Source organism: Yersinia sp. IP36721 (assembly GCF_003634395.1).
In the GTDB taxonomy this organism is placed as follows: Bacteria; Pseudomonadota; Gammaproteobacteria; order Enterobacterales; family Enterobacteriaceae; genus Yersinia; species Yersinia entomophaga.
Map to the genome: position 1 here is coordinate 1 of NZ_QCZL01000038.1, position 22,438 is coordinate 22,438.

A 22,438-nucleotide genomic window follows, 5' to 3' on the forward strand; every position below is an offset into this window, starting at 1 on the left:
GACGATTTATTGGTTAAGTCAGAAAGGTTGGCGCTTTTTTTCAGTGCATCAGCAGCGGCGGCAGCGGCCTCTGTTAAACCAAGGTTAGCTACAGCAGCAGCCACAGATGCGGGGCCCGCCGCTGTTATTTCAGATAGATTGCTAGCCGTCTTTAAATATCCGGTTGATAAGTTAAACCAGTTTGTAGGCGTGGTATTTGGGTTGGATTTATTTCCATTAAGCCTGTTTATAAATATGGTCTCAGCATCATTACCCAGTATTACCGCACCCTTTGGATATCCACCAATTCCTTCATTAAAATCAGCGTCAAATGTATTTAAAGCTCCGGCACTGAACCATCTTAATAAATTCGAAAGCTCATAAAGAATTTGGTTCATATCTTGGCCTTTAGGCGGCAATCCGCCAGCAGCCTTTAAAACCATGGTTATTGGCGGGAACCCCTTCTCGTATGACGCTGAATTATCACCGGATGGAGTGTCAGGAATGATGGCCTCTCTCTGGCCATTAATTCCAAATGGGACTGGTTGTTTTTTGGGTTCGTCATTTCTGTTCATTTATATTTCTCTGAAAAATGTTCCGTCGTTAAATGGATATGCGTCAGATGAAAATCCGAAGTATGGCGGAACTATTTGATGTGTAGTAATAAGAACCGCGCTTGGTATCGGTAATACCTCATAATTCTCAAGAATTGACACTTCATATGGGGCTAAATAAAATTCACAAATAACCCCCATCCTCATATCTCCGTAATCAACGCAAAACGCCCTCCCTCTACCTTTAAAAAGTATGGAAAGGAATTTATTTATCTCTTTAATAGTCGCAATGCTTATGTTCGAAAATGCCTTACATAGAATGAGTGTCCTGTATGCATCATCCGACAGCCTTACTGTCTCAGTTTCCTGTACTCCGGCATAGAATGGCTCTTCATTGAATGGCGAAGGGTATGACCCGCCGTCATTGGCCTCAGAGAACCCAAAACTATTGGTATCTATTGACGCCTTAATATATCTGGATACATTCACTATCTTCCCCCACACATCAAGACCAAAAGATCCGCATGTGTTTACGTTCCACACCTCTTTAATAAACTCATCGGTGAATTCATCTAAATTCACAGCCTGATTAAATGTATCGATTATGGAAAGGAGCTTTTCACTTGCTGAATATTGAGTTAGTACCGTGTCTTTCCAGCTCACATTAGTGTTACCTCAATGTCTGCCTGTTGAATTGTAGGTATCTGATCAATACCTGCTGTTAGTGACTGGGAAAAATCAACACCATTTTCTGAAATAGATATTGAGGATATATTCACGTAATCAGGGGAGATAGATATTATCGGTGCGTAATACGTTCCTGAGTTAATTCTCCCGCCAATTCTTGCTTTTGTTATACCGTCATACCCACCATTAAACACGGTTTCCACCATAGACTTAATTTGGCTGCTTATGTCTGATGGAAGATTTTCATTAGTCTCTATTTCAACCTTAAAATAAATTCTTAACGGCGTAGCTTTTTGCCACTGTATAATGTACTGCGGGTAGGGGGCGTTATAGTTTTCTTTATCTTCGACAGTGAACGTTGCATTACCGTTAAGATTAGCTCCCGGATTTTTAGTAGTGAATATAGCCTCCGCGACATCAGCGTCCACGCCACCATAAACACAGGCATATACTGAGTGACGCAATACCGGGAAATTTGTAGCCCCAGAATTAACTGTTGCGTCAGTCCGGTTTGACCACACATACGCATCCAAAACACCGTCAGTTGATAGCAGCGCCGCCAGCATTGCGGCGTCAGTGTTTCTGCCGTTTCGTGATACCGATTGCTTCCTTCGCGTCTCGAAAGCCACTCTCGATTCAACATCAACACCGACGACACCGGCGGCATCATTTCTTACTGCGTCCCAACCGGAAAGACCGGTGGAATAAATCTGGTTTAGTTCCCCCACCCCGCAGGGGATCGGCCCAGTGGTCTGATTCTGGAATTGGATGTCAACATGACCGCTGGAACCTATGGATGCCCCATTAATTGACTGATAGATATATCCAGACTCATCCATCGCCGTGCTACCCGCTGGGATATGCCGCCCCACGCCACCGGTGCATGTCGCAGTAACAATTGTTCCCTGCGCAGCGATCCGCTCCATGAAGTAAATGCTGCCAATGCCATCCTGAAATCTGCCAGTCGCGTAATCTGGGTTAATCTGATTGAACAGGCACAGTAATGCATCATAATTTGTGGCGATAATTTCTGTATCTGACTGAGATATTTGGCCCTGTGGTGAAGATAGCGGTTGGCTAGTTCCGCCCCCCATAGCGGCATCAAGGTCCGTTAATCTGCCTGACAGGACATCAGCAATATCAGGAACCAGCAAGCCTGTCTCTGTGATAGTTACACCGGGAACCGCTGTTTTTAACGTTGTCATAGAATTACCTGTGATTGGTTTCCATCTCTATCAGTCACCAGTATGGCCCCGCGCGTTTTACGTGTGTTTTTGTCGAAAAACACGTTAGCGATCGCTTGGCTCACAATGGGTAATTTCTTGGCTTCACTTTCCATCTTTTTGGCGATATAGCCAGCGGAGGGGCGCGAACCCAAGACCTCTTCTTTCCACGGAATACCCAAAGTATTGTCGTAATAACACTCACCAGAGAACACCAGGCAGGCTGATGCGACATCTTGAGCGACGGCATAACCACTATCAGCAATGGCAATGTTCCCATTACCATCTAACGTTAAGTCCCATGTATCAGGATCAAGCATTAAGGTTCTGTATGTCATACCTGATTGTCCGTAGTGTTGGATGTGATAGTGGATGAGCCGCCCTGAACGTTAACAACATCATGATCGTGGGCGTTGTATTTATCACGTAACTCTTTGAGGGAAGCAGATTGAGTTCCTGCATTGTCAGTTATGTTACCGCCTGCCGTTATGTTTCCAGTGACATGCATCAGTGGCGTTGTCATTTCAACCCCATCAGGAGCAGTTATATTCGCCTTTGAGCAGGTTATGTTTACCGGATTAGGGGATGTGATATTTAACTCACTATCAGCGAACTCAATAAACTGCGTTGGATGGCCGTTAAGGAACCCGCCTAGGTAAAGCGCATCGGATTTGCTGTGGGTTCGATTACTTCCCGGAACAGACTGGGATAAATTGGCTCGGGCAACTGAATTGTCTCTATCGCATACAGCGATCATCCCAATATCCCCTATAACGGGGTTCATGATAATAGCTGAGCTGCCACGCTGTAGGCGAAATACTGGGATATTGTAGATTGTGCTATTGGGTATCATTGATCCGGTTCGGTCAGTTCTTGAGACTAATGGGAGTACATCAACAACTAAATTCGGGGCTACCCCCCTCACCTCTTTAACCTTAACAATCTCAATAAAAAACAGTCCGGTCATTAGTCTTTCAAAGGCGTAACTAAAAGACTCTGCATTACTTGCTTGCGCATTAGTTGGGGTAAATAAATTTTCATTCATTTTTATTTTGAGCCTCCGCCCTTGCTTTATTGGTTCTATATGCAGTACAGACTGAATGCCACGCCCCCCCCGAAACCCAAGACGATAGTTCATGCCTTACGGTTGAAAGTTGGTATTTACCGCTGGCATTAGGGAGTTCCGTCTCCATTTCGATAAAACGGCCAATAACCAATAGAGACGAGTATTGAGTTTGAAACATAATCCCGCCTGATGAAAATATTGGGTAACCAATAAGACCATAATCCTTTGATATAAATGGAATTATTTCATCACGCGTATTTTTTGCAGGCCAAAAGTCAACCTTTTGAGGTGGAGTTGCCGACATGGCAACTCCATAATCGACGCATATCTGATGTAACTGATCGAATACGCTACCTTCGAAATAAGGGCTTCCCGATGTCGTCATGCCATTCATTTTATGGAAAGAGGCGCGATATCCCGCAGTGCTGCAAATTGAATTAATAACGTCAGTTAATTTTTGAGCGCCATTTACAGAGAATGGGCTTGCTGGCATGTTTTGCAGATCAGCGTTTGCGGTAGCAGATATCATCAAATTACTATCTGGTGCTGCATTCATATTTGCAACTGATGAGGTCATTCCTCCAGAAAACACGACCGAATCATCAGCGAATATCTCCACGTTTATTCTCTGCGTGTCTAACATATTCCCGTCAGCGCGCCCAGATAACGCTGCAAGCATATCCAGCCCAAGTCCGTATATTGATATATCCGCTGACGTCCCTGTCCTTCCCACTACCGCATTCAATGAAACGACAGCTTTTACATTATTTATGGATATCTTGTTGTTTCCGGATGAATCGAATGAGCTAGTAAGATTGGTAAAGTCGAAGCGGAGAGAGTGTTGTTTATACAATATCAGCTTCCTCCAAGTAGAATAGTTGGAACCGGCTCCCCAACCCCTCCCATTGCGGATCATTCTGTCCTACCGAATCCAAGAACAGCAGGTCACCTTTAAACCCAAGATATGAATACCGCACCATACGGTTACCGAAATAACAGGGTACGCCCTGCATGATAGGGTTGCCGTCCACCGTCAAATCCATATAAATGGCACTGGTGCGTTGTATCAGGCGAATATTGCATTGCTGTCCGCCAAGTTGCACACTGAATTCCTGAGATTTCATAGGTTCGATAGATACTGTCATCATGGTTTCGTCGCCTCTGCAATTTCCTTGGTTAACTCAGCCGCTTTCTGTGTTGCGCTACTAACAACTTCAAGCACTGGTTTATTCACAGTATCCAGAGCACTTTGAAATCCTGTGGTAATCGTTTGGTCTACATTTGAAACAATTTCCGATACGGAAGATTTTAGGCCGCTCCACGCCTTACTTAGCTCATTTACCGTTGATTGTTTGGCTCCGGCAGGATTCAAGGTGGAAGCCCCAACGCCAGAATTACTTAGACTTTTTTGATCATTTGTTAGTTTTGTATTTGATTGCGAACCAGACAGAGAAACCTCCATCTGCTGCATCACTTCTTGAAAATCCAGATAAACCACAAGCAGCGTCACACCTTGCTGATGAGTAACCTCATAGGAATGACCGACAAGATCATAACTCTCTAACGTCTCTTTTGGCGTCTCAATGTCATATATCCCCGTCGTTGCTAACATGTCCTTGATGGTTTTCAAGGTGTCAGACTGACTAGTAAAAGTAAGGTCGAAAATGTTGGGGATCGTACCGGTGAAACCAGTCATTCCGGAGATAATGATTGAGCACCTAACCCTAGAAGGGTCTTTAACCTTATTGATGGACTGGTATTTACCACTTTCAACGGGAGCATTAGTTATTTGGGCTCTCCCTATCGGCTGAATTGATGCCATGCCACTGAACGTAAGTGCCACCGTGGCCTCGCCATGTTTGCGGATCACGTATGAGGGATGAAGCACGCTGTCTATAATTGATAATGGCGATCCGCCACCAATAGCGTTAAATATGTCACTGGTGTTAATATCGATAATGCTCATGGTTACCGCCAATAAAAAACCCCGCATTAGCGAGGTCTGGTTGATTAGCCGAAATATTGGCCGATTAGCGAATTGTCATTTGAATTCTATCTATCTTCTGCCGCAAAGTTTCAAGGTGGTGCTGAAGAGATAGAAGTTGAAATAAGGCTGCTTCTACTTCGTATCCCATCTGTTTCATATCTCCTAGCATACGCCCCAATGGGTTTGGATAGTCACCGTTTGGAGTAAGCATTCCAGCCGGATAGCGCCAAGGTGCAGATAGAGCATCATCACCAACAATCCAGCGATATTTTTCGTAGTAAGACATAGGGTAAGAAATAGGCAGAGACATTTGCTTGCCAGCCTTTGCCAAGTACTCGCCTTCTAATGCGGTTAGATATTCAACCGCCTCGCCGATCTGTACTGGTTGAAGTTGGTGAATATGTTCAATATCGAATTTGTTGTGAACTAGCTTCCAAATATCGGGATAAATCTTCCCAATCCCCGTTGCGATCAAGCGCTCTGCTGTTTGGCGAAGCGGTGTTAGTTGCGTAGCGGAAGACTGACGGTTCTTTTTGCGGGGATTAACTACCTCGCCTTTTGTCCAGTATTCGTGAAGAACACTGAAGCATTCCTCTTGATACTGGATCAGCTTATCGCGAATGTCGGCACGAACTTTTTCAGGATTGATGCTGAACAGCCAGCCATTTAGCTTGCGAAGTGGGAGGCAAAGCATCTGCTGTACGCCACCTTTTGAAGGGGTGGAGATATCTCTACACCCGAACTTATCTCTTTGATTTTTAAGTTTTGCCATCTGCCCAGACCAATCAATACCGATATTTTCTACTATTGGGCGCATAGCCACAAAAGGCTGTCCATCATGGAAAATTGTAGTCAAAGATTGACCGTGAAACGTAACGTTGATAGTCGTGATCTGAGTTGCTATACTTGACATGTCGATAACTCCGAAAGTATTTGACAAATTAGAAGCCCCGTTAGTGTTCGAGCACTGCGGGGTTTCGTTGTTTCTAAGCTGCATTAGAACGCTCTTCTCTCAAGCACCGCGCCAAACGCTGCACAATCGCAGAATTGATAGAAATCCCATCCATCTCAGCCATACGGCGAATTTCTTCCTTCATTAGCTCAGGCAAGCGAAGCTGAAAGCTATCGTTCTTACGCCCGGTATAAAGAACATCTTGCATTTACTTTCTCCTCTTTCAGATAGCATCATTTTGATGCCTGACACCATTATGATGTCATTGTGAGTAATGTCAATATGATGCTATCTTGTTTTACATAAATAATTGCGGCCCCTGAAAATGACTGAAAAAGACAATCCAAATTTTATAGAGAGATTTACGGTCAGGATGCCTGACGGAATGCGTGATGCCATAGCAGATCGGGCTAAGAAAAATGGCAGATCAATGAATTCAGAAATCGTGCAGATTCTTGAGGATACTTTGGTTAATCCAGCAGTTAAGGTTCAAAGCCAGTTCGATATAGATATGTTTGCCGAGAGGATTGACGACAACGACAAAGTAACCATGTCGAGAAAACAACTTACTGATATGGTTAATAAGTCTGTTCAGCAAGCAATAGATGCCGCCGCCACATCTCTGTCTAGAGGGGTGGCTGAGGCGACATTAAAATCACTGTCAGATAAATTCGATTTTGTCCCTAAAACAAAAAAAACCACCTAGCCTGGAGAGATAGATGGAATGGATTATCGGTATCGTCGTGCTGGTTTTTGTCGCAAGCCTATTCAAACCAAGAAGCTGCGACATTTGCGGTGCTGACTTTAAGAAAAAATACTTCACGTGGGAAATTGAAGGTAAGAAACAGCACCTATGCCCATACTGCAATAGCAAAATGAACCGTAGAAACAGCGATCGCCATTTTAAAAACAAATTTGGCTAAGATAAAAGCCCACCCGAGTGGGCCATATTGCGTGTTGCATCAGTTTCCGAGTGTTGGGCAGACATGTCTTTTGTCTGTACCTTGCGCCACAAGCCCTTTTTCTTTGCCGTTAATATCCACTAAGTAAAGGTCGTCATGGCTACCGCCTTGAACAAAATATCTGTGTTTCATAACTATTAAGTCACCTTGATACTCCCCAGCCAGAACGACGCAAGCTAGACTACCTGCTGCTATAAACTTAACATTGCCAGTAGCAATATCTAGTGAGTGTATGGCCTCAGATGTGGCCCATGCAGATGAGTTGAAGTACAGATTTTTTGCATCTGGAGACAAGTAAAGGTTACTGAAGGAAGAAAGGGTTTTCTCTGGGTCGTTATCAGGACGCTCTCGGAGTATTATTTTGTTTTCATTGTTACTTCTGGACATTATTGCAGTTGGCGGAGGGGATTCCCCATCTACGGACCTGTTGGCAACTATGTAATATGTAATCTTACCTCCAGGGGCAGATATTTGTTCTACAACATCTATTTCTTCGGCAATAGCTATGGATGACAATAATAAATAAGATATTGAAACCAATAACGCCACTGTACGTTTCACTGTTTTATAGTCCTTTTACAGAAAAATTACATATAATTTCATATTGCAAGATAGCATTCTCAGTGGCCCTTTCCAATCGTGGTAATTATTTAACCGCGCTAGAAAATGCCTGATTTGTTGAGGAACGACTATTCATCTCCTTAAATCCTTCTGCCAGTTTTGAAGCCTGTTCTGTAGTCGCAGTTACTTTTACCTCGCCAATATTTTGACTAGTGTAGTTGTTGACAACGTTTTGGCTTGGTGTGTTTGCTCTTCCCGCCCCATTAGCAAGTTGTTGCTGAGTCTGATAGTAACCAGCGTACTGACTTTTGGCTGCGTTTCCATAATCTAGCCCATTCTTCCAATTTGAATACCCTTCGTGTTTCGCCATGTAGGCACTCAAACTAGCTATAACAGAAGGATCAGAAAGATCTAGCTTATCGTTAGCACCGACCCCCATAGCTTTCGATACCTGAGCTATGTAGGCCGCAGTGTCATTTTCTGAAGGAGGCGCCCATTTAGTAATAATCCCACTAATAGTATCCAGTTTATCCCTGGTGTAATAAGTGGATAGCTGATCTCTCGCCGCCTTCCAGCCTGAATCTTCATCAGTATATTTAGCGAATCCACCTGAATCCTTGCCTGCATTGCCTTTTGTTTTTAGATTTAGAGGGTTAAAGTTTCTGTCTGGTCTATTTTTACCTGATTTATTGGTTGGAGTGTCTTTGTTAGGGTCATCATAATCAATTTTAACACCAAGAAGCCACTCAACCATCCGCTCAAACCCATGCTGCTTGAAGATAATCGGCCTTTGCTCATCGGGAACATCTTTATATTGATCTTGAACCATCTGACCAAGCAACGCCACCGCAGCAACCCCACCTACACTTTTCCCACTAAGTAGGGCCATCGCAGCAAGAATACCAAGCGCATTACCTGCGCCACCTACTGCTTTTATAAACCCATCAATACCATTACCAAGCCCTTTGAAAAACCCAATAATATCGCCCTTGTTATCTTTCAACCACTCAAGGAACTCCTGTTCAGCTTTAAGAACCTCTGGACCAAATGTTGCCATCAGATCTTGCTTTACTTGTGCAAATTGGGAATCAAGTGCTTTAGTGGTAGCGAGGATATTGCGCTGGGCCTCTTCCTGCTCTTTGGTCATTTTCCAGCGTTTTTCCTCCTCAGACACCATCTGCACGGCTTTGCCGTTCTTGATGTCTCCCGCAAGGTTGGGGTCGTAACCAAATGCAGCCAGAGTCTGCATTAACTGCTTCTCGCTATGACCTTTTCCATATTTCTGAAACTCTGCCAGAGCGTCTTCAGATTTACCGCCCAACTTATGGATATCAACGCCAGTTCTTGCGCCAGTGGTAAGCAGGTTCTGTGCTTCTGGAGTCAGTCCACCAAAGATGGTTGGGTCTTCCAGATTGGCGAGTGCCATTTTTGCGCTCATCTGAGAACCGAGAAAAGCGCCACCATTCTGACCTATGCGAGAAAAGCCATATTGAGTGCCAAGAACATTACTGGCACTCGTTCCTAGCATTCTCCCCATGTTACTGGCCCGGACGATGGATTCAGCGGTACTTTCAAAAGCGCGATGGATGCCGATGGCAACCGCAGTCATTACCCCACCAACAGCTAGAAATCGCGTTGAAAGCCCAAGCAGTCCACTAAAAGCCATGCTTAGCCCTTTCACGGCTGCTGATGCTTTATCCGTTTCTTTCGTCGTTTTGGACATTGAGGAGGTGGTTGATTTCTCAATTGCGGCCGTTAACCCCTCGATGGCTTCCTTAAGGTCTTTAGCCCCCCTTTCGACCTTTTTTTTACCCGAGAGAAACTCCTCGGTTCTTACTGTGACTTTGTATGCTAGCTCTTCGAGAATCACCGTAGTTTCTCCGCGTATTGCTGCCAAGCTCTTTTGTTATGACACTCCACCGCGATAAGCTCCAGCAGATTAAACGCATCGCGCACAGACAACTTCTCCTGCAAATCAAGGTAGGTGGCCCTGCCTGAGCAGATAATAGAACTCATCTGTGCGGATATGTTGACCGAGGATACCAATTTAGATGGCCCCTGATCTGGCTGAATGAATGGATACTTTACGCGGCTGCGATGGTTAAAAAATCGAAGTTCACTCCGAACACCTTGTCCATCAGAGTTCGAATAGTTGAGACCTCTTCAAAATCAATGGACTTAACCTCGCGAGTTTGTTTATTTCCATCGTGCGTAATAACAATTTGCACGGTGGACATCAGACGATCTCGGAGATTACGTGAAACTTCAGGTGACGCGGCACACAGGACATTAATTCCAACCGTAGCCAGTCCAGCGCATCCCATAGCAATAACATCAGCAGGAATGCCAGAAAAGTTAGATTCTCCCATCGACCGGAAAATATCCTGAGCTAACTCGTCGGCATCCCACGCTGACATTTCAGTGATAAGGAATTCCTTCCCCTTATCCCGACCCTCATCTTCAACGATATATGTAATTTGTTTTCTGGACATTATGCGGCGCTCGGTGTGCAGGATTCAAAGTGGAAAATGGCTGGGCGTGGTTGCAATACCCGCTTACCTGGAGGCGTAGGTGTCCACGTATAGAGCACTCCATTCACAAAGTTGTACTTGATGTTAAGCGCTGGAATGGTCAGCACTGCGTTGCAGGCAAACTTTGCTACAGCGGTGCGCTCGGCTGCATACCAATCTCCTATCAGTTGGGCAGCGTTAGACGTTGCCATTAGGGTAATGGTCAGCTCCGTTGGGTTGAAGATAAAGCCAGCGTGGTATTTACCATCTGCTGACATCATATCCTCAGCGTTCTGCAATGCGCCGGTATCAAACATGTCTTCGGCCGCGTAATCATCAACATCGAACCCACCAGGGTAAAACGATGGCACGATGATACGCAACTTCGAGTTGGCACTTGTAATATCGATAGGCATTTTCAGTCCTTACAGGATATTTGTTGAGGTCATGTCGATGCTTTGAATCAACTGCCCGTCGACGTAATAGAAGATTGCACCGTCAAGGCTGCGCTCGGTTCGTGATGCACCTGTTTGCTGAGGTATGAAGAAGAACCAGCCCTGCGTATACAGCACATTGGAAATATCGGTTCCGACCGCGTCATTGACGATGTTGATTTGCGCCTGATCCAACGTAACGCCAGCACGAATAGCACCAAAGTTAATCGCATTGGTAGCCACATCAATCACAGCAGCAGATATGGAAGCGTAACCGCCGGCATTAAACGCATACGATGAGTTGTTGGTGAACAGGTTAGCAAATGCCGCTACTAGGTTTGCATTAATCCATACCTGGCTAATGAAGCTATCCAGCCAGAGGAACTTGCCGGTAATTGCGCCATTTGAGACGTAATTAGCCATGGTCTTGTTCTGCCCATATGCGCCGTAAAAATTGTAACCGTTCGACTCAAGCGCCGCTGCCGTGGCGTTGTCAGTTACGTTTGGCGCGATACCTGCGAATGCCCGAAACTTGTAAGAGACTCGGCCATTGGTTCGGTTAAAATTAAGCGATGCAGAATAAGCCAGCGCCAGCACCGCGTAGAGATACGAACCATACACAGGGAATACGTTCTCATATCCATTCGCAATGACTACGCTTTGAACGAAGCACGATTCATTATTGGCAACCGTTGCATCTTCTGATGTGTCATACATCGAGTAGGCGTAGCGGTTATTTGACGCACTTACCCACGCGCACAACTCTTCTTTTTGTTCATCAGTGAGATCAACCACGCTGGCGGTCATCACCCAGTCCTGATTCTGATTTACAATCGCCACCATTGTGTCGGTGATGCTTGTTGCTGCCGCACCGGGTGAAGTTGTTGCGGCTGTATCTGCGGTCAATTTCAGTGCGGTTGCGGCAGCACCAGGAACGGCCTGTGAGACTTCGCTGTTAGCGCCAGTGGTAGCTGACCGGATAATGAACCGGCTTTGCACTGGCAACCAGTCAACTTCGACGCCACTACCAAACGCAGTGGCAATTGCTGCTGCTGCGTCAGTGAAGCTTGTTACGGCTGATAGATTAAGAGAAGTACTGGTTTTCGATGCTCCATCGAGCATTAAAGTAATCGTCCCAGTAACTCCCTGTAGTGCAGCGATTTTAACGCCTTTAAAGCTACCAGAGAGCAGCCAGCCAGCTACAGGTTCTTGCACCAACCGCCCAAACAAAACAGCACCCGGTCGAACAGTGGCGTTGTCATACCCGGACATATATAGCGATGCAGCCAGGTATTCTTTGCTGGTTGTGCCAAAGGCTGCGCCAACATCTGCCGCGCTGGTAAACTCGGAAACTTTACCAACAGGCAGTAACTCGTTATCGGATAAAAGAAGACCGTAAACATCCAGCGCGGTTCCGGCTGCGTTTACAGTGGAAGGCGTGATCTTAAAGTCACGCGATAATGGAATTTTGCTCATTGAGTCGCCTTATCAGCTTGTTCGATAGAAAAGTTAACCGCGTCGAAATAGTCCTGCTTGACGTCGATTGTGATGTGAACCTGAAGTGAAACGGTCAGCATGTAGCGCTCTTGCCACTGATTTTCAGCATTGATCATCGGTGCCTGAATTGCTTCGGTGCTGTATAGGGGGGCGACCCGACTGTCTATGGCCTTGATTGCGTCATAGGCATAGCCAGTGCGGAATAGCGTCTCCAAAGCGATAGCCCGATCCCCGGCATTGCTACCGTAGATATCAACCTGAATGTCGGCCTGCCTAACCTCAGTAAAGCCAATAGCGCTCGTTGTTGGCGAACCGGTATCTTTCTTGATTTCTCGGTTGGTTGAGTGACGTTTAAATCTCAATGGCGTCAGAATGCAAAACTGCCCCTTATCCATTGGTACTCGGTTAGCCTGAGCCTGTTCACACTTCCCAATAAATGGCTCTGCGAAGTCAGCCAGCACATCAATCACATTATCAATGGTCATGTCATTCATGGCGTCACCTGCAACTGAACAAGTAACCTGCACCAATCAGGCCACAGCTCCAATGGCTCAATAACCAGCCATTCTTCACTGCCAATGATAAACAAGTCGCCGCCGAGTACTTTCTCACGGTTCACACCGTAAAAATTCCCATCAACATGAATCGATTTGAGCAGTCCGGATATATTTAGCCCGTCCACATGCTTCAAGTCGCCGGGTGATAGAGGCTGCAACTGAATGGTGACTGGTGCTTCAGGTAGGTACTTGGGAACCTGCTTCCGGCCCTCACCCATAGTGAAACCATCAGACCGACGAACAAGTGCAGAAATGAATGGGTTTACGCGGTTAATGGCAGGTTTAACTATCCGATGAAGGTTCAATTTCTCCCACCTCGTAATTGACATCTCCGATCATTTCTTTAGTGTCAACCAAAGGCTTATCAGATTGGTTAGGGAGCACCTTTCTCGTTTTACGAATGTGAAGAGTTACATCAGAAAGTTTTGGCTCCATGAGGGTAGCTATCGATTCCTGTATGTCTCCTTTTATTTGAGCGCCCACGACCTCAAGAACTTGCGTGGTATCAATTCCCGCGCGAATCCCCCTGGATACCGTTTCGGCCCAATCACCAGACTTTTCACTTATCGCGTTACGGAAAAATGGACGAGGCGGTTGGTTATTGATTGGGTTTCCATACTCATCGATTGCCGCAACCATTGCCACGCTCGTTCCGTCTGGATAGGTTGCCCCATCAATAAATCCAGCCTTCACCTGTTTGGATGAAAGCTGCTTTTCAATGTTGTTCAGGAAATCAGATATCTTCCCGGCCATAATCAACTCCCCGGATAGTAGTTAGCCATGCGGTATACCTTCGTTGCCTGCCAGTAATCCATTCCATACGGGCTTTGCGTGTACCACATGTAACGGAATTCAACCACGCCAGCCTCCGAAGAGACCGAGACAGAACCCTCCGAAGCCGACGACAACCGCCCTACCATGCCGGAGCCACCGTTACCCTTGTCATCCCCGAATCTCATGTATGCCAAATGAGCCATAAGCAGGTAGAGCAAGCGCTCTCGCTTAACGGCATCATCTACAAGTGAGAATTCAGAGTTGTTAAGGTAATCGGTGGCCTGTTCAAACAGGTAAGGGAGTTGTTCGTCGGTTACATTGGAGAACTCAGGGAACATGGCGCGGAATTTCGTGATATCTAGCACCACGATTGCCATGGATTACTCCTCTTTATCTTCCGTCACACCCGCGGTTTCTTTGGAGGCCTGTTCAAAGCCAGTTTTAACTTTGGCGTTCTCCCGACTTGCGTCTTTAGCTGACTTCTCATCCGACACCGCGAAAATAATGCCGTTACGGATGAATTTAGAATCCTGGTGAACCTTAGCGAACTCATCCCATGCTTCCGCAGGAACATCATTGGTAATACCAAAACCATTGACCAGCGCTGATGAGTTAGCGCCAGCCAGGGTAATGACCTTATCCCCATGACGGAACGAAATGCCGCTAGGCAGTTTGCAACCAATTACGTACATGTTTGATTTAGAAGCCATCAGTTACACCCCCAACATTTGAGCGAATAGCGTAGGCTGGGTAATTACCGCGCCATACGTTGTGCCCGAGTGTTTCTGCTTCCAGCTTGATGTCATAGTAATCACTGGGTGGGCGCGGAGTTTCTCGCTATAAGCACAATATCCAGCATCCTGACCTTGGGCAGTTTCAACGAACATTTGTACCAGATCGCCTGCATCTGTATCGTACTGCGGAGCAATCTCAATGCGCAGATTAGGGAAGGTGTCTTTAACCATCTTCTCTACTGTGTTACCAAAGATCTCGTTAGCACGCTTGAACCACACGGAAGCGTTAGGACTCATAGCCAGAACCAGTGGTGACGCCATGTCAACGCCATCACCCACTACACCCTTGGTGCGAGCGATCAGGTCAGCATAAAGCGCCAAGATATCGTTATAGATATCGATGACTTGTTTATCTTTCCACAGAACCTTGCCATCGACGGTTGCTGGGGTGATTGGTGCTGGCAAGTCTGGGTCATTCAAGATGCCGTAGTTCAGTAGGCCAGAAACACCATAAAAGTAGAACTTATTTTGCGCTTGATTCAGTGTCCAAGCCGCAGCACGCTGTTTCTCAGCTACGTACGGCAGCATAGCCAGACCATAACGCTCCTGCTCCAACTCACCATAGGTCACCATCGTTTGATAGCGATACACCTGACGGTTTTCCCATTGGGAAGTAACCTGGTTGCCGCCCTGCTCACTGTAATCATCATAGGCCACGACATCACCCGATTGCTCGATGCGCTGAATCATCAATGTATCTTGCGCCCAAGAACCTTTCTTCTTCTCACCTAGAATGTCTGCGGCCTTTTGCTTAGCAAAGATAGTGCGGACGATCTCCGGATCGATGAACGTAGAAACAATGGCAGGAATGCCGCCGTTAGCTGGCAGCGATGGCTGAACATCAGCATCCATGGCAAACTTGGTCACTGAGGATGGCAAGTAAATGCCGCGCGATTCAGCTTCCGCTTTAAAGGCAGCGAAATCAGCCTGAGTCAGTTGAGGCATTATGCTTTGCTCCATGTAGAGATAATAAGTAAGTCACCGACGGCGGCAGGGCTTGCCACATACCAGTCAGTTTCAACCGCACCGGAAACCGTCGCTCCAGCGTCATCTGTTTTCAGTGTACCGTCAGCAAGAACAGCAAAAACTTTCTGTCCCACGGTGGCAACCGTCGCAGCGATCGCCCAGAAATCCCCTCCCACAATAGGTGATGCTTCACGACCTGCCGAGATGGTCATGCTATTACTTTGCAGGTAGCCGATGGTGGCATTGGCGTTGTTATAGATGAAGCCAACAGGTTTGCCGGTGCCGGAGTTATCCAGTCGCAGAGGGTTAGTAGAGTTACGCCATGCGAAACGAGCCATGACTAATCCATCAGTTCCCGCCTGAAATGCTCCCGGACCGCCCGCCGCCGCGATGATTGGAGTAGTTGACGCAGGCTGTCCGGCCTGTCCAACGCCGGAATAAATATTTACGCTCTTTTGAAATGACATATTATTTCCCCTCGAAGAAGTTTTTCACGTTAGCGCGAGAGTCGTGGCTAATTGGCGCTGCGTCGTTTGCCATTGCTGGGCGAGAGTAGGCTTTGAAGACAGATTGGAGTGCTGCTGAAGGCAATGTTGCATGATCTGCACATCCCATCTGCTTCAGCGCGGTCCGGTAAACTTCATCGGCACTATCGCATGCTAAGTCGCCAACCACGGGGCGAACATCACGTTCTGCCTGACGAAGCGCGGCTGCGCGGGCTTCAACGGCTTTAATCGCTGAATCCATAGCTAATTTACTGTCATTTGCCATCTTCTCTTTATCGGCTCTATCAGCCTCATCTTTGGCTAATTTGTCTTTCTCAGCCTGTTCCGCTTCGTCTTTGGCTAACTTTTCTTTTTCTTCGTCGGTCATCTCGTCCTTCGCTGTTTTGGGGTCTTTCTCGTCGTCTTTGATGAGCTTTTCCACGTCCTCTTCCGCTTTCTTTACAGCTTCAGGGTCAGCATCGTTAGCCATCAGCGGCTTGAAGATGCTCATGAGTTGTTTGATTTTTGACATCAGTTTGAGTCCTGTAGGTAGTGAGTCATATACAAATACATCCGGGCCAGCCCGGCCACTTGGCACGATTGCCACATGGTTACAAACGATGTCACGCATAACGCCATCGTATGGTTCGCCCTCGTACTCGCCCGGCGTCATGTCGAGCCGATAACGGTATGAAGATGAGATTTCTCGCTGCTGTTTGTTCTCTACGCCGATAATGGAATTGATGTCGTAAATGCCCATCGAATTCTTCAGATACGGAGCTTCGTACACTGCATCGGTGCCAGTCGAACCAATAATGTGTTCTTTGGGTGGGTCAAGTACCGACACAGCGATGTGAGTATCTAGAACTGGTTTATTGTTGAATGTTGGCGCGGATTTTATTAGCTCTTCAGGGTCACGCAGCAGCCGATATGCCTTATCAGGATTAAGGCCTAGCGCTTCCCAATCTGGGATCTCTTTCCCGTAGTAGACGCAGACGTTAGCCTTGCTGATCGGAGTCAGTTCAACATGAAGCATCCCGTCAACGTCATAGCGGCGAACGCTCGCCTTATCGAAGGCAAACTTCACATCTTTCATGGTCTTTCCTGTTTTCAGGCGATAAAAAAGGCCACCTAAGTGACCCATTTAAAATGGTAGAACTGGCTTCCACGTACACCCGCAATTCGGCTCTTCACCCGGCAATACATACTGCCCTTTGTCGCCGATGGGAAGCCCCTTATCGAGGTCGAACTCCCGCCCGTTAGCATGAACGTGCTTCTTGCGAGGTTCGCTACCGCCGCCGCTGTGTAACCAGATGCCTTTCGTTATTCCTGCCGCTTGCTGCCTTGCGCTGGATAGCGCACTGGTAGCCTTTCTCACTTGGTCGCGGGCAATGAACTCAGCGCGTCTGCGCGTGATGCCATGCCGCTTGCCAAAATTGGCTTCTATTTCGTCAGCTAATCCCTTTCGGTCACCACCTCTCGACACTGCCCGATACACCATACCCTCTACTTCTGTGAAGTATTTCTCAGGGATTGAGCGAATCAGCGACACGTTTTCAGCAATGATGGCATCTACCTTCTCAGTCATTGCCGGAGTCCACTGCATGTTGATGGTGATCGCTTCTTTCCGCGCAGCAGCCAGGAGTCCACGATCTACAGCATTCTCTGTCTTCTTGAATAAAACATCTGAAACAGGCAATGCCTTGTTGATGAAGCGGTCTACCCATTTACGAGCCAGCGCATCGAGTGCACGCTTAACCAGTTGCACAGGATTAGCATCCATCGCCAGTTTAGAGTCTTCTGCCAGCGGATTAGCCAGGATGATTTCCAGCACCTGCCGCTTAACGTCATCATTCATCTCGCGGATTTCAGCCAGCAACTCCCGCTGATACCACTTGATATTACCGGCGTTATAGTTGACCGCCCGAAGGCTTTTACTCCTCTTCGGTTTCCGGTTCATAGTCACCCTTCAGGTTTTCGAAGCCTGCTCCATCAATACTCTTCAGTGCGTCACGGGCCTCTTCAGAACTAATCAGCATGCTATCAGCAGCAGCAACCACGGTTTCAACGCGAGTCTTGTTGGTGTTGGCACGGTCATCATCGCTGACCTCATCAAGCGGTTTAAACTCGAAGTAGATGTCGGGTTTCAGTTCGCCAAACTCTGAAAGCTGGATAATCTTGAAGATGTTCTCAATGGCTCTGCGATAGTCCAGTTCTTGCGAGCCGGATATCGTTTCGTGCCACGCCTCAATCTCAGCATCCCCACTGGCATTCAAACCTGCGGGGGCGTTACCAAACATCTTCAGGTTGGTGGTGCGTGATGGTATGCAGAGTTGCCCTTGGTAATTCGATAGGATGCTTGACAGCTCACTCAGTGATGTCTGCATATGAATCAGATCCTCTTCAGTATCGAGAGCCCATATACCAAAGTTATCCTGATACTTGGTGAACATTTTAATGCGCTTATCAAATTCACCAGGGATTTCTAACCTAGCATCCATATCCGTCTTCAGCGCCCGCATTCGAAGAGTTCGAAGAATCTTTATCACGTTCTTCTTCGCATCTCGCCAGTCAACAACGTAATCCTCCATTAACTGCGTCAGAGAAAGACCGCCGAAGTTATATGATGGTTTTAGAATGTCGGGCACTGGGCGGCTAACGATATCGATGAATCGAGACTCATGCACCGTATCCCCCATCACGAACCATGCTTGGGGTTTGTAGAAATCTGGCCTAAGCGGTTTGTTTGAGTTGTACATCGCCGGATAAACCCAATTAGGGTCTACGCAACGAAAGCCTTTAAGTGAGCCTTTAGTTATCTTGCGCGGGTCTAGAAATAGGGGTTTTTCGTTCTCAAGGTCATCGGCGCCAACATCAATAAAGATGTGTGCCACGCCATACTCTGAGTCCTGCCTTACGGCTTCGTGAATCAAGCGCTTAATGTCGTATTTGGTCAGCGCCTTATCCATTAGGTCGATATCAGGATCACCCTCTTTGGTGCTCTTCACCTCAATCCAGTTTCGCGTCGTCTCGTCAGCCATGATGGTATGCATGTTCGCATACTCAACCTGCTGAGACATTGCCGCCAAAATCGGGTAGCCACGAAAGCCAGAATATTCACCACCAATAAACATGCCGTTGATGACATCGTAAGGCGTGGAGTCCATCGCTAGAGCGGATTCTTCTTTATCTTCTGGAATCACACCTGGTAGCGGTTCGTAACGCTTAAACTCAGCAAATGGCTTCTCGTCATTCGCAGCAGACGCCGCATCAAGATGCGCATTTGTAATCTTCGCCAGCTCCCGCCGAGGTGATTGCACGGCTTGAGCTGCTTGCACAGCCTTCTTTCTTGTCATTGCAGTATCTCGTCAGGAATGTTGAATGGTTTGTGCGCCGGAGCAAATGCCATGATTAGCGAGTCCGCCATATTTGGTGACGGTATGCCACGCTTCTTCATGTCTTTCTTGCTCTCAACCTTCACGCGACCGTTATTGTCGTAGTCAACCCATGGGCGTGACAGCTCAGCCTTGAGGTATTCCAGTTGTTTAATGCCGGAGCTAAGGCTGATTAGCTGATCGTCTGAAAATTGTTTGATGAATTCTTTGTCGTTGGGGTTGGCTTCGAGGTGCTTAACCACTCGCCATGTATTGAAGAAGCGATCACGGACTCCCCACCATGCCTGAGCCTTGATATTGGAGAACATGTCTTTATTGGTCTTGCCTTCAGCATATTTAGCATCTGGTTTGAATACGGCAGCACCTGCGTTAAATCCGCTGGACGGTATCGCACAGACGCGCCTCAGGTGAGCTTTTACGCCTGCACCCACGCCAATGGAGTCGTAAACAATCTCGCTTGCTGTGACGCTTTCTGCGTAGTTTTTGACGCGATCAGATGATGTGATTACATCACCCTTGTTCCACTGCTGGCAGTCCATGACAACAGAGCCGTGGGCCAGTGTTGTAGCGTTGCTATCCTCGCCTTCATCTGCTACGTCAAAACCGACTCGCTTACGACCAGAAGGGGCGAAGCCAATCAGTTTATGGGCATCTATAGCGGCAGCAATCCACGATGGCTTGATAATTGCCAAGTCACTGTCGGCAACCGGCTCACCTTCCCAAATGTGCAGGTAAAGGTCGTAATCACGTTCTTTGCATTCAGCCATTTGCGCAGGGAGCGGTGAGTCATGGAAGTGAGGGTTGTCGTTGTAATTGGCTTTCAGAACAATCGCCCCAGCAGGAGGCCTGACGATGAAGCGCTGATACGTATCGTCAAGAATGTTCTTCGGGTTAAAGCTCACCCATATCTCTGAGTGTTTGTCGCCTCGTATGGATGGAATCAGTACATCCCATGAGTCTTTTGTTACCGCCTCGGCCTCTTCTACCCAGCAGATTCCAACGCCCTGTATGGATTTTATTTTTGTGACGTTGTTTTTAATGCCGGAGAATACGAAGCTAGCACCGGTTGCTAGGTGAATGATTGTGTTTTTCTGGATTTCGAATTCTGTGGAATAACCGAGACGATCGATAGTCTCACATAGCAATTTGTGGACTGAGTCGCTAATAGAACCCTGAAACTCGCGAGTACACAAAATTACCGTGTTAATGCGTCGTGCAACCTCCACGGCAAGTTCCGCAAAGAAATATGACTTCCCACTTCCACGGCCGCCGTAAGCTATTTTGTATGGAGCGCTTTCGGCGAATGGCTTGAAATGTGGATTAGCCATCGAAGATGTCCTTAATAGATTTGTGCTCGACCTTAATTCCGCCACTCAGCTCGACAATCACTTTGTCCAGGCCGGTCAACTTGGCCTTGCCCATTGTTGCGGCTACGGCTGCTGATGATTGTGGCGTCTCAGCCGCTAAAGCTGATTTCCGAGCCTCTTCCAATTCTCTAATCAAAGAGTCAACAGTGACGTGATGGCGCTGCTTAATCTCACCCTGCAATTCGGCAATCCTTGCCGTAATCTTGCCGTTGTCTAATGACTCTTTAGCTTTCCGGTTAATGGTCTCAGGTTTCATCTTGTCAGCAGCATACGCCGTCCGATATGCCTCAGAAGCATTACCCGTTTCGATGTATGCCTGACAGAATGTCTCTTGCTTCTGTGTCAGGCTTGCCATGGTTATTTCTCGTCTGAATACTGCGTGATAAAGGTTTCCCTAATAAGTTCGGCTCTAAACTTAGCCCCCCTGATGGATCCGGGTAGAATTTGAGTAATGTCTACCCCTGATGCCCCCAAATCTCTTAACGCATCAAGTTCTTCATCAAGCTTCCCAAGCAGCCAATCGCTGGCCTTATCTTGAATTATTTCTGGAACGACGCGAGCAAACTCAGTTTTATCGGTCACCATCATTTCCTTACTTCAAATTTGAATCCGTGGCCTGCAATAAAGCGAGATAGCAGCCTTGCTACGGCTTGACGGAGTTGATCCGTCTCGTTGTTCAACGATCGTTTTAAACGATCAATAGGCGATTATTGATCTGTACAACCAATTTCCATCCCTCTGATTTGACTGTCATTCTTTTGCAAAACAAAAAGGATGATGACTATGTGGGCTAAATTTAAAAGTTGGTACATGGCTGCAACAGTGAGCTACTCCACCCTGGCATTGGGGCTAACCTTTACAGGGATGGCCTCTTTGGTCGGGATCGCCTATCTGATATATGAGTGCTTTTAGTTATTAATGAAGAGCCATTATGAAAGTGGCTCTCAATCCAGTTATTTCGCATTAATTGGGAAAACTTCATCTCTAAACTCGTCCAGTTTACGCTTGGCAAGTTCAGTCATTTTCCTGCCTTCATCTATCCTGCCAGCGGCTAAGTTCTGGCAGGCGATATCAAGCATTGCCGACATTTCAGAGAAGCGATCCTTGTCGTATTTGCTTGCCACCATTATCAGGCCGCCAACCTGTGCTGTTCTTCAATGAGCGGAGCCTTGTGGTTTCGCTCAAACATCGTAGTCAATTCATCTTTACGCTTTTCGAAGTCCCAGCCCATGTTGATGAATACCGTATCTGCCCGCTGAAGCTCAGTAATGGCCCGGATTTGCTCGGCGGTCAGATAGTCCCGAATCGCCTCGGCCTTTCCGATTTCATTCTCTTTCCTGAACTTTGCAGAAGTTACACCAAGCACGATGCGGTTTATCAGGTTAGCTTCATTGCTGAAGTGATAATGCTCAGCCTCTTTCCCTTCCGCTTCTTTGCTGATCTTGATCGCATTGGTCATTGGTCGGTATTCAACCCTAGCTAAATCCCGCTCTGCTTGAATAGCCGCTTCTCGCTTGGCCTTTTCCCGGTAAGCAATAAAACTATCAACCAGGCGAACCTGTCCATCCCTTGCTTTCTCGCCACCAATGAATGGCATTGCGATTAGGAAACCCCGCTCAGTAAGTTCGTAGCATGGCTTTGCTCTGTTCATTTTATCTACGTAGGAGGTCTCCTTGAAATCAAGGGCA

31 protein-coding genes and 1 pseudogene are annotated in these 22,438 nt (G+C 47.0%); 2 read left to right on the forward strand and 30 right to left on the reverse strand.

What is annotated here, in order from left to right:
* The 10 genes and pseudogenes from DBA33_RS18970 to DBA33_RS19015 all read right to left on the reverse strand — a co-directional run.
* Positions 1–554, reverse strand: a pseudogene (locus tag DBA33_RS18970) (phage tail protein); the annotation flags it as partial.
* Positions 555–1,196, reverse strand: a complete 642-nt coding sequence (locus DBA33_RS18975; protein ID WP_064514045.1) for a DUF2612 domain-containing protein — start codon at positions 1,194–1,196, stop codon at positions 555–557. It lies immediately after the preceding pseudogene.
* Positions 1,193–2,425, reverse strand: coding sequence for a baseplate J/gp47 family protein (locus DBA33_RS18980; RefSeq protein ID WP_120806989.1), 1,233 nt, complete (start codon positions 2,423–2,425; stop codon positions 1,193–1,195). Before DBA33_RS18980 ends, DBA33_RS18975 begins: the two co-directional genes overlap by 4 nt.
* The gene (locus DBA33_RS18985; protein WP_064514049.1) at positions 2,422–2,781 is read right to left on the reverse strand and encodes a hypothetical protein; all 360 of its coding nucleotides are present in this window, start codon (positions 2,779–2,781) and stop codon (positions 2,422–2,424) included. The genes DBA33_RS18980 and DBA33_RS18985 overlap by 4 nt, the downstream gene beginning before the upstream one ends.
* On the reverse strand, positions 2,778–3,488 hold the full coding sequence (locus tag DBA33_RS18990) for a phage baseplate protein (RefSeq protein ID WP_120806990.1): 711 nt from the start codon (positions 3,486–3,488) through the stop codon (positions 2,778–2,780). Before DBA33_RS18990 ends, DBA33_RS18985 begins: the two co-directional genes overlap by 4 nt.
* Positions 3,481–4,362: a hypothetical protein gene (locus tag DBA33_RS18995; RefSeq protein ID WP_240442725.1), complete on the reverse strand. Its 882-nt coding sequence runs from the start codon at positions 4,360–4,362 to the stop codon at positions 3,481–3,483. The genes DBA33_RS18990 and DBA33_RS18995 overlap by 8 nt, the downstream gene beginning before the upstream one ends.
* On the reverse strand, positions 4,355–4,657 hold the full coding sequence (locus DBA33_RS19000; RefSeq protein WP_050941619.1) for a hypothetical protein: 303 nt from the start codon (positions 4,655–4,657) through the stop codon (positions 4,355–4,357). Before DBA33_RS19000 ends, DBA33_RS18995 begins: the two co-directional genes overlap by 8 nt.
* Positions 4,654–5,475, reverse strand: coding sequence for a hypothetical protein (locus DBA33_RS19005; RefSeq protein WP_120806992.1), 822 nt, complete (start codon positions 5,473–5,475; stop codon positions 4,654–4,656). Before DBA33_RS19005 ends, DBA33_RS19000 begins: the two co-directional genes overlap by 4 nt.
* A 64-nt stretch (positions 5,476–5,539) precedes the next feature.
* Positions 5,540–6,409, reverse strand: a complete 870-nt coding sequence (locus DBA33_RS19010; protein ID WP_240442726.1) for a phage antirepressor N-terminal domain-containing protein — start codon at positions 6,407–6,409, stop codon at positions 5,540–5,542.
* 73 nt (positions 6,410–6,482) lie between these two features.
* Positions 6,483–6,656 carry an Arc family DNA-binding protein gene (locus DBA33_RS19015; protein WP_050156771.1) on the reverse strand — a complete coding sequence of 58 codons (174 nt, stop codon included), beginning with the start codon at positions 6,654–6,656 and terminating at the stop codon, positions 6,483–6,485.
* Positions 6,657–6,773: 117 nt separating this feature from the next.
* On the opposite strand from DBA33_RS19015, the gene DBA33_RS19020 reads away from it, so the two are divergent.
* Positions 6,774–7,154 (forward strand): Arc family DNA-binding protein, encoded by a 381-nt coding sequence (locus DBA33_RS19020; RefSeq protein ID WP_120806994.1) that lies wholly within the window; start codon positions 6,774–6,776, stop codon positions 7,152–7,154.
* Positions 7,155–7,167: 13 nt separating this feature from the next.
* Positions 7,168–7,371, forward strand: a complete 204-nt coding sequence (locus DBA33_RS19025; RefSeq protein ID WP_120806995.1) for a hypothetical protein — start codon at positions 7,168–7,170, stop codon at positions 7,369–7,371.
* A 39-nt stretch (positions 7,372–7,410) separates the two neighbouring features.
* Here the strand turns inward: DBA33_RS19025 and DBA33_RS19030 are convergent, their stop codons facing one another.
* The 20 genes from DBA33_RS19030 to DBA33_RS19125 form a co-directional block, all read right to left on the reverse strand.
* Positions 7,411–7,971 (reverse strand): hypothetical protein, encoded by a 561-nt coding sequence (locus DBA33_RS19030; protein WP_120806996.1) that lies wholly within the window; start codon positions 7,969–7,971, stop codon positions 7,411–7,413.
* An 85-nt stretch (positions 7,972–8,056) separates the two neighbouring features.
* A complete protein-coding gene (locus DBA33_RS19035; protein ID WP_120806997.1) occupies positions 8,057–9,841 on the reverse strand; it encodes a hypothetical protein in 1,785 nt (594 codons plus the stop codon).
* A gap of 214 nt (positions 9,842–10,055) precedes the next feature.
* Entirely contained in the window at positions 10,056–10,463 is a 408-nt protein-coding gene (locus tag DBA33_RS19045) for a hypothetical protein (protein ID WP_064514065.1), read from the reverse strand.
* A complete protein-coding gene (locus tag DBA33_RS19050) occupies positions 10,463–10,897 on the reverse strand; it encodes a hypothetical protein (protein ID WP_064514067.1) in 435 nt (144 codons plus the stop codon). The genes DBA33_RS19045 and DBA33_RS19050 overlap by 1 nt, the downstream gene beginning before the upstream one ends.
* Positions 10,898–10,906: 9 nt before the next feature.
* On the reverse strand, positions 10,907–12,391 hold the full coding sequence (locus DBA33_RS19055; RefSeq protein ID WP_120806998.1) for a DUF3383 domain-containing protein: 1,485 nt from the start codon (positions 12,389–12,391) through the stop codon (positions 10,907–10,909).
* Positions 12,388–12,906 (reverse strand): hypothetical protein, encoded by a 519-nt coding sequence (locus DBA33_RS21025; RefSeq protein ID WP_120806999.1) that lies wholly within the window; start codon positions 12,904–12,906, stop codon positions 12,388–12,390. The genes DBA33_RS19055 and DBA33_RS21025 overlap by 4 nt, the downstream gene beginning before the upstream one ends.
* Positions 12,903–13,031: a hypothetical protein gene (locus tag DBA33_RS21185; RefSeq protein WP_263276567.1), complete on the reverse strand. Its 129-nt coding sequence runs from the start codon at positions 13,029–13,031 to the stop codon at positions 12,903–12,905. The genes DBA33_RS21025 and DBA33_RS21185 overlap by 4 nt, the downstream gene beginning before the upstream one ends.
* A gap of 220 nt (positions 13,032–13,251) precedes the next feature.
* On the reverse strand, positions 13,252–13,722 hold the full coding sequence (locus tag DBA33_RS19070) for a hypothetical protein (protein ID WP_120807000.1): 471 nt from the start codon (positions 13,720–13,722) through the stop codon (positions 13,252–13,254).
* 2 nt (positions 13,723–13,724) lie between these two features.
* Complete coding sequence (locus DBA33_RS19075) at positions 13,725–14,108, reverse strand: DUF4054 domain-containing protein (protein WP_235601011.1); 384 nt, start codon at positions 14,106–14,108, stop codon at positions 13,725–13,727.
* A 15-nt stretch (positions 14,109–14,123) separates the two neighbouring features.
* The gene (locus DBA33_RS21030) at positions 14,124–14,453 is read right to left on the reverse strand and encodes a hypothetical protein (protein ID WP_235601012.1); all 330 of its coding nucleotides are present in this window, start codon (positions 14,451–14,453) and stop codon (positions 14,124–14,126) included.
* A 3-nt stretch (positions 14,454–14,456) separates the two neighbouring features.
* On the reverse strand, positions 14,457–15,482 hold the full coding sequence (locus DBA33_RS19085) for a hypothetical protein (protein WP_120807001.1): 1,026 nt from the start codon (positions 15,480–15,482) through the stop codon (positions 14,457–14,459).
* Positions 15,482–15,970, reverse strand: coding sequence for a hypothetical protein (locus DBA33_RS19090; RefSeq protein ID WP_064514079.1), 489 nt, complete (start codon positions 15,968–15,970; stop codon positions 15,482–15,484). Before DBA33_RS19090 ends, DBA33_RS19085 begins: the two co-directional genes overlap by 1 nt.
* A gap of 1 nt (position 15,971) precedes the next feature.
* The gene (locus tag DBA33_RS19095) at positions 15,972–17,084 is read right to left on the reverse strand and encodes a DUF2213 domain-containing protein (RefSeq protein ID WP_120807002.1); all 1,113 of its coding nucleotides are present in this window, start codon (positions 17,082–17,084) and stop codon (positions 15,972–15,974) included.
* Between the two features lie 48 nt (positions 17,085–17,132).
* A complete protein-coding gene (locus DBA33_RS19100; RefSeq protein WP_240442727.1) occupies positions 17,133–17,948 on the reverse strand; it encodes a phage minor head protein in 816 nt (271 codons plus the stop codon).
* Positions 17,923–19,344, reverse strand: a complete 1,422-nt coding sequence (locus DBA33_RS19105) for a DUF1073 domain-containing protein (RefSeq protein ID WP_120807003.1) — start codon at positions 19,342–19,344, stop codon at positions 17,923–17,925. The genes DBA33_RS19100 and DBA33_RS19105 overlap by 26 nt, the downstream gene beginning before the upstream one ends.
* Entirely contained in the window at positions 19,341–20,711 is a 1,371-nt protein-coding gene (locus DBA33_RS19110; protein ID WP_064514085.1) for a PBSX family phage terminase large subunit, read from the reverse strand. The genes DBA33_RS19105 and DBA33_RS19110 overlap by 4 nt, the downstream gene beginning before the upstream one ends.
* A complete protein-coding gene (locus DBA33_RS19115) occupies positions 20,704–21,105 on the reverse strand; it encodes a terminase small subunit (protein ID WP_120807004.1) in 402 nt (133 codons plus the stop codon). The genes DBA33_RS19110 and DBA33_RS19115 overlap by 8 nt, the downstream gene beginning before the upstream one ends.
* Before the next feature lie 2 nt (positions 21,106–21,107).
* Entirely contained in the window at positions 21,108–21,338 is a 231-nt protein-coding gene (locus DBA33_RS19120) for a hypothetical protein (protein ID WP_128821925.1), read from the reverse strand.
* 365 nt (positions 21,339–21,703) lie between these two features.
* On the reverse strand, positions 21,704–21,877 hold the full coding sequence (locus tag DBA33_RS20735) for a hypothetical protein (protein ID WP_162975245.1): 174 nt from the start codon (positions 21,875–21,877) through the stop codon (positions 21,704–21,706).
* 2 nt (positions 21,878–21,879) lie between these two features.
* Positions 21,880–22,438 (reverse strand): hypothetical protein (locus tag DBA33_RS19125; RefSeq protein ID WP_120807005.1); only part of this gene is annotated, 559 nt, incomplete at its 5' end.

Coding starts and splice junctions, on each gene's coding strand:
- DBA33_RS18980 (WP_120806989.1), bottom strand. CDS start 2,425: ATGACAACGTTAAAAACAGCGGTTCCCGGTGTAACTATCACAGAGACA.
- DBA33_RS18985 (WP_064514049.1), bottom strand. CDS start 2,781: ATGACATACAGAACCTTAATGCTTGATCCTGATACATGGGACTTAACG.
- DBA33_RS18990 (WP_120806990.1), bottom strand. CDS start 3,488: ATGAATGAAAATTTATTTACCCCAACTAATGCGCAAGCAAGTAATGCA.
- DBA33_RS19000 (WP_050941619.1), bottom strand. CDS start 4,657: ATGATGACAGTATCTATCGAACCTATGAAATCTCAGGAATTCAGTGTG.
- DBA33_RS19005 (WP_120806992.1), bottom strand. CDS start 5,475: ATGAGCATTATCGATATTAACACCAGTGACATATTTAACGCTATTGGT.
- DBA33_RS19010 (WP_240442726.1), bottom strand. CDS start 6,409: ATGTCAAGTATAGCAACTCAGATCACGACTATCAACGTTACGTTTCAC.
- DBA33_RS19015 (WP_050156771.1), bottom strand. CDS start 6,656: ATGCAAGATGTTCTTTATACCGGGCGTAAGAACGATAGCTTTCAGCTT.
- DBA33_RS19020 (WP_120806994.1), top strand. CDS start 6,774: ATGACTGAAAAAGACAATCCAAATTTTATAGAGAGATTTACGGTCAGG.
- DBA33_RS19025 (WP_120806995.1), top strand. CDS start 7,168: ATGGAATGGATTATCGGTATCGTCGTGCTGGTTTTTGTCGCAAGCCTA.
- DBA33_RS19045 (WP_064514065.1), bottom strand. CDS start 10,463: ATGTCCAGAAAACAAATTACATATATCGTTGAAGATGAGGGTCGGGAT.
- DBA33_RS19050 (WP_064514067.1), bottom strand. CDS start 10,897: ATGCCTATCGATATTACAAGTGCCAACTCGAAGTTGCGTATCATCGTG.
- DBA33_RS19055 (WP_120806998.1), bottom strand. CDS start 12,391: ATGAGCAAAATTCCATTATCGCGTGACTTTAAGATCACGCCTTCCACT.
- DBA33_RS21025 (WP_120806999.1), bottom strand. CDS start 12,906: ATGAATGACATGACCATTGATAATGTGATTGATGTGCTGGCTGACTTC.
- DBA33_RS19070 (WP_120807000.1), bottom strand. CDS start 13,722: ATGGCCGGGAAGATATCTGATTTCCTGAACAACATTGAAAAGCAGCTT.
- DBA33_RS21030 (WP_235601012.1), bottom strand. CDS start 14,453: ATGGCTTCTAAATCAAACATGTACGTAATTGGTTGCAAACTGCCTAGC.
- DBA33_RS19085 (WP_120807001.1), bottom strand. CDS start 15,482: ATGCCTCAACTGACTCAGGCTGATTTCGCTGCCTTTAAAGCGGAAGCT.
- DBA33_RS19090 (WP_064514079.1), bottom strand. CDS start 15,970: ATGTCATTTCAAAAGAGCGTAAATATTTATTCCGGCGTTGGACAGGCC.
- DBA33_RS19095 (WP_120807002.1), bottom strand. CDS start 17,084: ATGAAAGATGTGAAGTTTGCCTTCGATAAGGCGAGCGTTCGCCGCTAT.
- DBA33_RS19100 (WP_240442727.1), bottom strand. CDS start 17,948: ATGAACCGGAAACCGAAGAGGAGTAAAAGCCTTCGGGCGGTCAACTAT.
- DBA33_RS19105 (WP_120807003.1), bottom strand. CDS start 19,344: ATGACAAGAAAGAAGGCTGTGCAAGCAGCTCAAGCCGTGCAATCACCT.
- DBA33_RS19110 (WP_064514085.1), bottom strand. CDS start 20,711: ATGGCTAATCCACATTTCAAGCCATTCGCCGAAAGCGCTCCATACAAA.
- DBA33_RS19115 (WP_120807004.1), bottom strand. CDS start 21,105: ATGGCAAGCCTGACACAGAAGCAAGAGACATTCTGTCAGGCATACATC.
- DBA33_RS19120 (WP_128821925.1), bottom strand. CDS start 21,338: ATGATGGTGACCGATAAAACTGAGTTTGCTCGCGTCGTTCCAGAAATA.
- DBA33_RS20735 (WP_162975245.1), bottom strand. CDS start 21,877: ATGGTGGCAAGCAAATACGACAAGGATCGCTTCTCTGAAATGTCGGCA.